Below are 12,193 nucleotides of genomic sequence, written 5' to 3'. Positions count from 1 at the left end.
AGAGTAACTTGAATGTGACTGCCACCGCTCAATAAAAAAAGGTTAGAGAATAACCCCTAGCCTTTAGGTTTAAGTTACATCATATGAAAGTATTACTTTGCTAATTGAACAGAATTAACATCAATCGTGGTATATGACCAATTGCTGTCTACTTCACCTTGAATAACGATTTGTGTTTCAGGCGTTGCCTCAATGCCATTCCAATCACGATTATCAATTTCAATAATTATCTCACCGGTATCGTCACTAAATTTGTACTCTTCATCACCCAATGCAGAAAGGATATAACCCGTTAATGTCACTGGCGTATCATCTTTTGAATCTAAAGCGACTTGGACTGTGTTGACAGTTACCGCACTGGGGCCAGTGAAGCCACCTTTTTGTTCAGTACTTTGAGCTGCGAATACACTGGTTGATGCTAATACTAATGCGCTTGCTAATATTATTTTCTTCATTTAGTTATTTCCTTTATTAATCAATATCTACACCTGCAATACTGCTTCAAACATTGTTTTTAAACTCACTACCATCACCAATGACTATACGCTTTATGGCATCGTTAGTAATCAATCCAATAGTATGAGTTAATCTTGGTGTTAATTTGTAATCTAAATATTATAGCGAATAGGCCGTGAAGAAAGCGTGAAGTGTGTTTTCCAATAAAATAAACCTCTATGATGATTGAATCACTAGTCCCCATTAGATTCAAAGCTCTCCAGCACTTGTTAACAAATGTAAATCCTGCCTAAAAATGACCCCATTTACTTTACAAACGACTTAAAATCGCAAATGATATTAATTCTCATTTAACATTTGAGTTAACGTAAGGATAGTGATTATGGAAACTTGGCGCCAACTGATTTGCACAGCAAACCAATCATTTAAAATCGGTGATTGGCAGAATGCCGAAAACCACTATTTAACCGCAATGGAGAGGGTCGCTCATCTCTATAAAGACTATGCGGATAATGAGCAGATATTGATGGCATGGTTAGCCAGTTACCATAATCTATCGGAGCTTTACGGCAGACTAGGAAACGTCGATGCACAGCTCTCTCACATCATGCATCCCTACCATCAACTGAAAAATAGGTTGATGACACAAGCAGATCATGAACCTATTTATGCTGCAATCCTCCACGGTATAAGTCTGAGCTGTAAGGAGCTCTATTTATATCAAAAGCAACAACTTGAACGCTCTGGAGGCGTCAACGTTAAATACCAATACCAGACACTTCACTGACCTATATCGATCAAAACAGATCAATATTTCACACTCACTTCAATACATAGCAAGCACTATTTTAAGGTCATCGCTTTATGAAAAATAGACTCATTACGACCAGATTCATGTTACTCGTTACGGCTCTTATCTCACCATTAGTCTATGCCCACTCAGGTCATGACCATCAACACTGGTCATCTTCCATAATACACCTGCTTTGGATCCTACCCGCAATGATTGCCATTGGGATTGCCATACACTTGTACCGTCGTAAACCCACGACACAGTCTGAACACTAAGGAGCGATCATGCTTTATTCACTGTTAAATATTAGGGATAGAAAGCAACAATTTTCACGTGTATCAGCTCATTGTGATATTCCTTGCAAGATCTATGATCCCATCACGGCCCAACTTGCCGTTCTGACCATGATCCGCATGGTTGACCTACTCGAACAACTCGCAGCAAAGTCAGATCCAAGCCCAAGTGATCATGCTCAATTTTCACGTCTTGTTGCAGAGAAAGAAACTCATGGTCGTAAAGTGAAAGAAGAGATCAATGTGATATGGGGAGATTATATTAAACAGCCCCAGCTGGATAAGTTTCCGGAGCTCCATGAGCTGGTCCACAGCATCATGCTCAATGCCTCACAAGCAAAACAACATATCAGTCGTGATGTCTGTGTAAGCTTATTGGAAAAAGTAAATCAATTTGCCGATATATTCTGGCGAACCAAAGGGCTAACAACCTATCTGGCAAGCTGTCCTTATCCACCATCAGAAACCTTGATCTACCCCAAACTGGCTTAAACGGTTTAGTCGTCAGTGAGCTGTCCAACGATGTTAGGAGTCCCTATGTTTGGAATAAACGTTTACCGTGTATCAGGAGTCAGTATGCAACCTCGTATCCCTGCGGGAAGTTTTGTCCTCTGCATGGGGGCTCTACGCACAAAATTAACACCCGGTGCCATCTACCTATTTGAACACCCGAGGTTTGGCCAGTTAATTAAAACCCTGTCTACTATCGACAGTGCTGGCAACCTTTGGTTTAAAGGAGAGAACGGTAACAGTATATCAACCCAAGAGATGGGGCCGATCAGGCAAACAAGAGTCATAAGTAAGGTCACTTGGGTGATATCGGCTTAACTTTCAAGCTCTAACTTTTGCGTCTTTGTTTTAACCAAATACTTAAGTGGAACTTGAGAAATTAACATACCAACTAACATCAAACCACAGCCAAATAAGGCACGTGAATCCATGTTTTCACCCAGAAATAAGATGCCACCAATTGCAGCGAATACGGTTTCCAAACTTAAAATTATCGCCGCATGAGCCGGATGGGTCCGTTTTTGTGCCACAACCTGTAGGGTGTAAGCGATGCCAACGGAGACGATACCCGCAAAGGCTAATGAGCCCCATGCTGCAGCAATATGTTCAACTTGCGTGAACTCTAATCCGCTGGAAACGAGTAAACTAAGCAAACCACAGATGATAAATTGTAAACCGGCTAGCAATATAGCAGAGTTTTTTCGGGCAAAATGGCCTACCGCTAAGATATGCATAGCCCAGAATAACGCTCCAAAAAGCTGCAGTGCATCACCATAGCCCATACTAAAATCATCTGTAATGCTGAGAAAGTACAAGCCAAACACTGCAACAGCACATCCAAGCCAAGTGTTCATCCCAGTTTTGTGCTTTAATGCTAACCCTAAAATCGGCACTAAAACAATGTATAAGCCAGTAATAAATCCCGCATTGGCAGCTGTTGTATACTGCAAGCCTACTTGTTGAAACGAGGCAGCTATAAACAAAAGAATTCCGAGCACAGCCGATCCCACAAGTAAAGAGCTTCTATCCCCAACCTGAATCTTTCCCCTACGATAGAAAAATACAATCAAAGGCAATAAGCTGACAGCGCCGATAAGAAATCGTAAACCATTGAACATAAAGGGAGACAGATGCTCCATTCCTAAACTTTGGGCTACAAAACCAAATCCCCAAATAGCGGCCGCAAATAAGAGCAGTAGATTAGCCGGCAAAATAACCCTTTTAAAACATAAACAACCAAGCAGGTAACCTACCTAAGTGTTTAACAATTGTCCAAGCATGAAATACGCTAATATCTATCCACTCAGAAATAGGAAAGGTATTTTATACTTGAGTTTTGATTATCTCCCTTCACCACATAGCTTCTCAATAAGACATCATTACGAGTTAAAGCAATACTATGACAATTTTCATTATCGTTAAGTTTAACTAAGTGTTAATGTAAACAGAGTAATTACTCGATTAGCATCTGGACGTTATGCAAGTAGAAATATATAACCAAAAAACCCTCGAATCAGATAAATATCACTTTTCCCAAGCTTTACTCCTCCTCATTACCAAAGGCTTACCTATAACCTCGGTGCCTGCCGTGCGAGAGGCGTTATTGAGAGGTGATGAGTATAAACTGAAAGATCTCTATATAGTGATGCCAGCAACAGGTGAAAAACCACAAGAGCTGTCAAAATAAATCCCTTTTAACTAACCTCGAGCCAACCTCCTCCGAATAGAGTCTGAAACACGGTCAAATCAAAAAGACAATCTTCTCGAAGTATGAATACGACTGTAACGCTCCTTGACACGGCAGCCCTGCGAACCGCCGTGTCACCACCGCATAGTGCATCTTTGCACTGCATCAAACATTTAGGCTTATGATGTAAATGAAAATAAGAGCACTGAAAAAATGGCTGAACACTAGCAACATCTAGTGTAAAATATCCTCCTTCGTCAGTAATAAAACCCAACTCGGTCTATATAGAGCTAAATCATGCCAAATGCCCTATTTTATGTGATGCCACCAGAGGCCAACAGCCCCACAGAGGCAAGTGAGCAAGTACACAGATTAGCCTGTGAACTGGCACAAGAGGCTTTTGTTAATCAGCAGCTGGTTTATATCCATACTCAGGATAGAGAACAAGCCTATGACGTTGACGAACTTTTATGGCAATTTGAGCCGACCGCTTTTGTGCCCCATAACCTTAAAGGTGAAGGGCCAACAACAGGTGCTCCCGTCGAAATTGGCTTTGATACGTTAGGACCCAATAAAAATCGCCATCTTCTGATTAATCTTGCAGACCAAGTACCCTCATTTGCGGTAAACTTTGGTCAAATTATCGATTTCGTTGCCAATGATACTGGACTTAAAGCGATCGCCCGCGAACGCTATCGTCAATATCAAAGCTTGGGTGTGGTATTACAGACCCAAGATAGAAGCAAAACAACCACTAATTTAGTTTGAGAAGCGTCCTCCATGGAAAAAACATACAACCCGCAGTCTATTGAACAGTCCCTCTATAAAAGCTGGGAAGAGAAAGGTTACTTTAAGCCACACGGCGACGAGTCTAAGGGCAACTATTGCATCATGATCCCGCCACCAAATGTGACGGGTAGCCTGCACATGGGTCATGCTTTCCAAGATACCATTATGGATACCTTGACTCGCTACCAACGTATGAAGGGGAAAAACACCCTTTGGCAGGTCGGCACCGATCACGCAGGTATCGCGACTCAAATGTTAGTTGAGCGTAAGTTGGCTGCTGAAGAGGGCAAGACACGGCATGATCTTGGTCGTGAAAAGTTTATCGACCGTATTTGGGACTGGAAAAAAGAGTCCGGCGGCACCATCACTAAACAGCTACGTCGTCTTGGCGCATCTGTGGATTGGGATCGCGAACGTTTCACCATGGATGACGGTATGTCTGAAGCGGTACAAGAAGTCTTTGTCCGTCTTTATGAAGATGACCTAATCTACCGCGGTAAGCGTTTGGTTAACTGGGATCCAGCCCTGCACACAGCTATCTCAGATCTCGAAGTTGAGAACAAAGAGAAGCAAGGCAGCATGTGGCACTTCCGCTACCCACTTGCTAACGGCGCGTTAACCGCTGACGGTAAAGATTACCTAGAAGTCGCAACCACCCGTCCTGAAACCATGCTAGGTGACAGTGCTGTAGCGGTTCATCCAGATGATGAGCGTTATGCATCATTGATCGGCAAGTTTATTATTCTGCCAATCGTCAACCGTCTTATTCCAATCGTTGCCGATGATTATGTTGATATTGAATTCGGTACCGGCTGTGTGAAAATCACTCCAGCACATGACTTTAACGATTATGAAGTCGGTAAGCGTCATGCGTTGCCAATGTACAACATTTTGACCTTCGATGCGGCGATCCGCTCATCGGCTGAAGTGGTCAATAGCGATGGCACCAGCAATACAGATTTAGATAACAGCTTACCAGCGCGTTATGCAGGTCTTGATCGTTTCAAAGCTCGTACTGCTATTGTTGCAGAGTTCGAAACATTAGGCCTGCTTGGCAAAATCGATCCACACAGATTGAAAGTGCCTTATGGTGACCGTTCTGGCGTGGTCATTGAGCCACTATTGACCGACCAATGGTATGTCTCTGTTGCTCCTATGGCTAAGACTGCCATGGAAGCAGTTGAGAACGGCGACATCAAGTTTGTCCCTCAGCAGTATGAGAATATGTACAACTCGTGGATGCGTGACATTAACGACTGGTGTATCTCACGTCAGCTATGGTGGGGACATCGTATCCCAGCTTGGTACGACGAGACCGGAAAAGTGTATGTGGGCCGTGATGAAACCGAAGTGCGTGCTAAGCACAGCTTGGATGACTCAGTTGTGCTACGCCAAGACAACGACGTGCTCGACACCTGGTTCAGCTCTGCGTTGTGGACCTTCTCTACACTAGGCTGGCCAAAAGATACTGCTGAGCTTAAAGCTTTCCACCCAACCGATGTATTAGTCACTGGCTTTGATATCATCTTCTTCTGGGTTGCCCGCATGATCATGATGACCATGCATTTCATCAAAGATGAAAACGGCAAGCCACAGGTGCCATTCAAAACTGTTTACGTGACAGGTCTAATCCGTGACGAAGTCGGTAACAAGATGTCTAAGTCTAAGGGCAACGTACTTGACCCATTAGATATGATTGACGGTATCGACCTTGAATCATTAGTCGCTAAGCGTACTGGCAACATGATGCAGCCAAAGCTTGCTGCAAAAATTGAAAAGAGTACCCGTAAAGAGTTTGCCGATGGCATTGAGCCACACGGTACCGATGCGCTGCGCTTTACCTTGGCCTCTATGGCATCGACTGGCCGTGATATCAATTGGGATATGAAGCGTCTGGACGGTTACCGCAGTTTCTGTAACAAGATCTGGAACGCTTCACGTTATGTTTTGATGAACACTGAAGTGCAAGCTGATGACGCTGCAGATGATGCAGTAGGCGAAGCATTAGATTGCGGTCAGATCTTAGTTGACGGCAAACCGGGAGAAATGGAGCTATCGATTGCGGATCGCTGGATTATCGGTCTGTTCAATGAAACCGTTAAAACCTATGACGAGCACATGGAAAACTACCGTTTCGATTTAGCGGCCAACACCATCTATGAGTTCACTTGGAACCAGTTCTGTGACTGGTACTTAGAGCTGACTAAACCTGTTATGCAAAGTGGCAGTGAAGCGCAACTTCGTGGTACACGTCATACTCTAGTGACAGTACTAGAAAAGATGCAGCGTCTGATGCATCCTATGATGCCTTACCTAACAGAGACCATCTGGAAGCGTGTTCAGCCACTTGCAGGCGTTGAAGGTGACACATTAATGTTAGCCGCCTTCCCTGAATATCAAGCTGATAAAGTTGATGTAGAGGCGATGGAAGATCTTGAGTGGGTTAAGCAAGTGATCACTGCGGTACGTAACATCCGTGCAGAGCTGAACATTGCGCCATCTAAGCCACTTAATGCCCTGTTACGTGGTGTGAGCTACAAAGACAGAGTTCGTCTTGAAGCAAATCAGGTATTCTTCACTACACTGGCAAAACTAGAGTCGATCACCATCATGTCTGAAGACGATGTCGCGCCGATGTCGACCACTCAGTTGATTGGTGATATGGAGCTGTTGATCCCAATGGCTGGTCTTATCGATGTGGCTAAAGAAGTGGCTCGTATCGACAAGTTACTTGAGAAAGCCGCTAATGAGTTTGCCCGTATCGAAGGTAAGCTTTCTAATCAAGGCTTCGTGGCTAAAGCCCCTGCTGCCGTGATTGAGAAAGAGCGGGCTAAGCAAGCTGAATATCAACGTGATATGGACAAGCTAACTGAGCAAAAAGCTGAGCTTGCTAAGCTTGAGGGTTAAAAGAAGGATCTAATTCCTAATGGATTGTTCTTAATGGATTGTTTCTAAGTGATAACGCCAAGGTAATTGTACCTAGGACTTTAGCGCTTACCCAACCCTAAGGGCTGTCATTGAGACAGCCCTTTTTATTACCTGCTGCTTATCTCCATTTCCCATCGTAAAAGTACAGCGGTTATGGTTCTTCTCTTAGCTTATTTTGAACAGAACAGAGCCAAACTGATTCCAATCACAAACGGCTTCTGCCCGCTTATAAATTGTCGACTATAATTATGGTTCACTGTGTTTATTGGAAGAGAAAGTATGTTCACAGATTTAAAGATCACCCATAAGTTTCCTGTGGTTATGATCTGCTTCGCACTGCTTTCCGCTTTAATTACTGCATTTATCGCTTTCACCATCGCAAAAAATGAGATGACACACTCTGCCGAGGATAAGCTCTCGTCATTGCTAGAGTCTAGGAGTACAGCACTAAATACTTACTTTTCAGTTATCGAAAAAGATCTGATTTTTCACGCCCAAAGTCCGCTAGTGATCTCAGCCGTCGAACATTTTTCCCAAGCTTGGATCGCACTGGATAAAGATCAGACCCAGAAACTACAAAACTCCTACATCCCCATGAGCCCCTTCTCAAATGAACAAAAAAGTGCACTCAACGCATCCATTTACGATCAATATCATGGTGACTATCACCCCGCATTCACCAACTTAGTCTCAACTCGGGAGTTTCATGATCTGTTCCTGTTTAACACTCAAGGGGAGCTTATCTATACGGTTAAGAAGGAGGAGGATTTTGCAACTAACCTGATCACAGGGCGCTGGAATAAGACACATCTAAGTGAATTAATACAACAAATTAATAATCAACCACACATAAATAAACATCTTTTTGCCGACTTCTCACCCTATGAGCCAAGTAACAATGCTCCCGCCAGCTTTATTGCATCACCGGTGTTCGACAGTAACCGCCAATATATCGGGATTATCGCCTTCCAGATGCCAATAGCCCCCCTTAATCGAGTAATGCATGTCACCGCAGGTATGGGGAAGAGCGGTGAAACCTATTTGGTGGGGCCAGACCTGTTAATGCGTAGCGACTCACGCTTCTTTTTGGGCCAAAGCATACTCAAAACCCAGGTCGACACGGTTTCGGTTCATCGCGCCCTTGTCGGAGAAGCCGGTAATGCCAGAATAGAGGACTACCGAGGTGTTTCCGTTTTTTCAGCTTTTGCGCCAGTCAATTTTCTCGGCACCCGATGGGCGATTATCGCCGAGATAGACACAAATGAGATATTAAGCCCTGTCTATTCTATGAACCGTTTTCTCATGTTAAGTGGTGCCATTATTGCCATTGTTATCTTCTTTCTCGGTTACTTATTAGCTGCTGATATTTCCCTGCCTCTCGTCGCCATGACTCATATGATGACCCAACTCTCACGTAATGATCTGAATATCGACATCTCAGGATCAGAGCGTAAAGATGAAGTGGGTAACATGGCCAAAGCCATGAAGATATTTAAACATAATGCTATCGAGCGGGATCAACTGCAAAAAAAGCTTAAACACATGGCCCACCATGACACATTAACCGGCCTGCCAACTCGTGAATATGCAGGTAAACAGATGCAAGATTATCTCAAGACCTTACAGACAAAAGGTAACAAGCTTGTGGTGATATTTGCCGACTTAGATAATTTTAAAAACATCAATGACACTTTAGGTCATCAGGCAGGAGATCAGCTCTTAAAAGAGGTAACGGTAAGATTATCTGACGCAATTAGAGATGAAGATATCCTCGCCAGGGTGGGCGGAGATGAGTTTTTGGTTATTCTTCCCCATGTTAGCGATCTCAGTATTGTCGAACATATTGCTCGCACAATGATCGACTCACTGACAACCGACTTCGTGATTCAAGACACAGTATGTAAAGTAGGCGTTAGCCTAGGCATTGCGGTTGCTCCCGATGATGGTGTTGATGGGGCAAAGCTTATCAATAAGGCTGACAAAGCCATGTATCTCGCCAAGCATAGGGGAAAGAATAACTTTGCTTTTACCAATGAGCTAAACTCACTGCCCAATGAGAAAACTCAGACGGGTTGAAGCTATATTGATAATAAATAAACAATCCATTTTTTACTTACCTACCTTACCTAATTCTGCTTAGTCATATTTTGTCACCCATTACCTCTTCTTTGTATACCGATATCGATTAACAGTCTCACCTTCATTTTTAGATATCAATTATTGAATTTAAACGCTTTTGCTAAGCAGGTTTCATTTTCAGCTAATCGCTTGGTGTTTCTCAGTCGAATTAGGTAAAGTGTCGAGTACGTTACAAGTGAGTAGTTCTATGGCACACATTGAAATACTCAGTTGCCCCGTTTAAACACAAGCAATCAGAACAAATAACACAGATAACAATAAATAATTATAATAATTAAAGGAAAAGTATGAGCGACTCCAAAGATGCTTACGCGGATAACGATCTGCGGGAAGTGAAACAGTTAGGTATGTGGGCTTCTATTGCCAGCCTAAGTTATATTTTTTGGATTGTAGGCGGAATGGAGCTCGTTGAGCGTATTGCCTATTATGGTGTAAAGGCCAGTGCTGGCCTTTATGCTAAAGCACCAGTGTCAGAGGGAGGCTTAGGAATAAGCCTGAGCGACTACGGTGTCATTCTTGCTGTTTGGGCCATGATGCAGACCTTTATCCCAGTATTTACCGGTGGTATATCCGATAGAGTCGGATACAAAGAGACCATCTTCGCATCCACCATCATAAAAATTTGCGGCTATTTAGTCATGGCCTTCTTCCCAAGTTTCTATGGCTTTTTGTTCGGTGCCATATTACTCGCTGGAGGAACAGGGATATTCAAACCGGGTATTCAAGGTACCTTGGTACTCTCAACCGGCAGGCAAAACACCTCTATGGCCTGGGGCATTTTCTATCAAGTGGTCAATATTGGTGGTTTCTTAGGGCCACTGGTCGCTGTGCACATGCGCCAGCTATCTTGGGACAATGTCTTCTACGCCTGTGCCGCTATCATTTCACTTAACTTCCTATTTTTACTCGCCTATAAAGAACCTGGTAAGGAGGAGCGTTTAGAGCGTAAGCGTAAGATACAATCCGGTGAGATCCAGCAACAAGCACTCTGGAAAGATGCGCTCCATGAACTTAAAAAACCTGTAGTGATCTACTACATGCTGGTGTTTGCAGGATTTTGGTTCTTGTTCAACTCATTATTTGATGTCTTGCCTATTTATATTGCTGAATGGGTTGATACCAGCGTTATCGTGACTTCGCTATTTGGACCTGAAGGTACTTCGAACGGTTTCTTTCAATTCTGGTTAGGCTTAGATAATACTGGCACTAGGGTGATGCCTGAAGGCATGCTGAATCTCAATGCCGGCATGATCATGACCACCTGCTTCTTGGTGGCTGCACTCACAGCAAAATACCGCATTACTACAGCCATGTTAGCTGGATGTCTACTGAGTATTTTCGCTTTCGTATTGATTGGTGCTACCAATGCAGCTTGGATGGTTGTTCTCGCCATTGTCATGTTCTCATTTGGTGAGATGATGATCAGCCCAAAGAAGAACGAATTTATGGGTAATATTGCCCCTGAAGGCAAAAAAGCCATGTACCTTGGCTTCGTGATGCTGCCGCAAGGAATAGGTTGGACCCTAGAGGGATATTTTGGTCCTAGACTGTATGAGATTTATGCATCAAAAGAGATTTTCTCACTTGAGTTACTATCACAACGTGGCATGAGTGCCCAAGAGATAAATGCGATCCCCCAAGGAGAAGCGTTCACGACTTTAGTCGCTTACACAGGTGAATCAGCACAAATGCTCACGACCTTGTTATACAATACCCATGATGTCGGCATGGCTTGGTATATTATTGCTGCAATAGGAACAATATCAGCAGTAGGTATCTATCTGTATGGCAAATGGTTGTTGAAATTACAGCAAGCTTAATCTCGATATTTAGCCCAAATAAAAAAGGCTGACATCAAATGTCAGCCTTTTTTCGATTAAAATCGAAATGATTACGCAGCGTTTAACTGAGTGACAATTTCATCAGCTGGAGATAGCTTACTATCTTTCACTACAAGCTCACCAACAGGTAAAATTGTACGGCCATATTCAGCATTTAGCACTTGGGCCATTGCAAAATAGATAGCACTTGCACCACAGAAAATACCTTCGAAACCAGCAATAGTGCCAATTAATGCACTACCAGTGAAATCTCTTGCTGCTAATAGGAAGAATAGTATTGTAAGCGAACCAAAAACGACCTGCTTAGCACGAGGGTAACGTAATGAACCTACAAACATAAATGCGGTGAAGATCCCCCATAAAGTTAAATACCAACCCATAAAACCTGCAGGGCTCGCTTCGCTTAGTCCCATTTTAGGCATAACGAGTAAGCCAACCAAGGTTAACCAAAATAGGCCGTAAGAAGTGAAAGCTGTGGTGCCGAATGTATCGCCACGTTTAAAGCACATAATGCCGACGATTACTTGGCCAATGCCACCATAGAATAACCCCATAGATAAAATCATAGAATCGATAGGGAAGAAACCCGCATTGTGAATGTTTAACAGTATGGTGGTCATACCAAAACCCATAAGCCCAAGAGGCGCTGGATTAGCTAGCTTAGTTGACATCTATTTTCCCTACAGGAATTTCAAGCAAGATTAAATTTATTTGAAATATAGCCAAACCACGTCCTGATTCTATATATGCTTCATCG

General features: G+C 43.2%; 12 protein-coding genes. 9 read left to right on the top strand and 3 right to left on the bottom strand.

Annotated elements, in window-relative coordinates:
* Positions 1-92: 92 nt before the first annotated feature.
* Positions 93-455, bottom strand: coding sequence for a YgiW/YdeI family stress tolerance OB fold protein (locus HWQ47_RS06670; RefSeq protein ID WP_269970394.1), 363 nt, complete (start codon positions 453-455; stop codon positions 93-95).
* Between the two features lie 383 nt (positions 456-838).
* On the opposite strand from HWQ47_RS06670, the gene HWQ47_RS06665 reads away from it, so the two are divergent.
* The 4 genes from HWQ47_RS06665 (at position 839) to HWQ47_RS06650 (ending at position 2,370) form a co-directional block, all read left to right on the top strand.
* On the top strand, positions 839-1,243 hold the full coding sequence (locus tag HWQ47_RS06665) for a hypothetical protein (RefSeq protein WP_269970393.1): 405 nt from the start codon (positions 839-841) through the stop codon (positions 1,241-1,243).
* A 77-nt stretch (positions 1,244-1,320) separates the two neighbouring features.
* Positions 1,321-1,524 (top strand): hypothetical protein, encoded by a 204-nt coding sequence (locus HWQ47_RS06660; RefSeq protein WP_269970392.1) that lies wholly within the window; start codon positions 1,321-1,323, stop codon positions 1,522-1,524.
* Positions 1,525-1,533: 9 nt separating this feature from the next.
* Positions 1,534-2,034 (top strand): superoxide dismutase, Ni, encoded by a 501-nt coding sequence (gene sodN, locus HWQ47_RS06655; protein WP_269970391.1) that lies wholly within the window; start codon positions 1,534-1,536, stop codon positions 2,032-2,034.
* Between the two features lie 45 nt (positions 2,035-2,079).
* On the top strand, positions 2,080-2,370 hold the full coding sequence (locus HWQ47_RS06650; RefSeq protein WP_269970390.1) for a S24 family peptidase: 291 nt from the start codon (positions 2,080-2,082) through the stop codon (positions 2,368-2,370).
* Here HWQ47_RS06650 and HWQ47_RS06645 read toward each other — a convergent pair.
* A complete protein-coding gene (locus HWQ47_RS06645; RefSeq protein WP_269970389.1) occupies positions 2,367-3,263 on the bottom strand; it encodes a DMT family transporter in 897 nt (298 codons plus the stop codon). The two genes, HWQ47_RS06650 and HWQ47_RS06645, sit on opposite strands and share 4 nt — an antisense overlap.
* Positions 3,264-3,529: 266 nt before the next feature.
* On the opposite strand from HWQ47_RS06645, the gene HWQ47_RS06640 reads away from it, so the two are divergent.
* The 5 genes from HWQ47_RS06640 (at position 3,530) to HWQ47_RS06620 (ending at position 11,415) form a co-directional block, all read left to right on the top strand.
* On the top strand, positions 3,530-3,739 hold the full coding sequence (locus HWQ47_RS06640) for a hypothetical protein (protein ID WP_269970388.1): 210 nt from the start codon (positions 3,530-3,532) through the stop codon (positions 3,737-3,739).
* Positions 3,740-4,036: 297 nt separating this feature from the next.
* On the top strand, positions 4,037-4,507 hold the full coding sequence (locus tag HWQ47_RS06635; protein ID WP_269970387.1) for a DNA polymerase III subunit chi: 471 nt from the start codon (positions 4,037-4,039) through the stop codon (positions 4,505-4,507).
* A 12-nt stretch (positions 4,508-4,519) separates the two neighbouring features.
* Complete coding sequence (locus HWQ47_RS06630) at positions 4,520-7,435, top strand: valine--tRNA ligase (RefSeq protein WP_269970386.1); 2,916 nt, start codon at positions 4,520-4,522, stop codon at positions 7,433-7,435.
* A 300-nt stretch (positions 7,436-7,735) separates the two neighbouring features.
* On the top strand, positions 7,736-9,532 hold the full coding sequence (locus HWQ47_RS06625) for a sensor domain-containing diguanylate cyclase (protein WP_269970385.1): 1,797 nt from the start codon (positions 7,736-7,738) through the stop codon (positions 9,530-9,532).
* Positions 9,533-9,882: 350 nt separating this feature from the next.
* Positions 9,883-11,415, top strand: a complete 1,533-nt coding sequence (locus tag HWQ47_RS06620; protein WP_269970384.1) for an MFS transporter — start codon at positions 9,883-9,885, stop codon at positions 11,413-11,415.
* Positions 11,416-11,486: 71 nt separating this feature from the next.
* On the opposite strand, the gene HWQ47_RS06615 is transcribed toward HWQ47_RS06620, so the two are convergent.
* Positions 11,487-12,107, bottom strand: a complete 621-nt coding sequence (locus HWQ47_RS06615; protein ID WP_269970383.1) for an acetate uptake transporter — start codon at positions 12,105-12,107, stop codon at positions 11,487-11,489.
* Positions 12,108-12,193: the final 86 nt, after the last annotated feature.

It is taken from the genome of Shewanella sp. MTB7 (assembly GCF_027571385.1).
In the GTDB taxonomy this organism is placed as follows: domain Bacteria; phylum Pseudomonadota; class Gammaproteobacteria; order Enterobacterales; family Shewanellaceae; genus Shewanella.
Note: the sequence above shows the minus strand (reverse complement) of the source record. Positions and strands in the feature narration are given on the sequence as shown.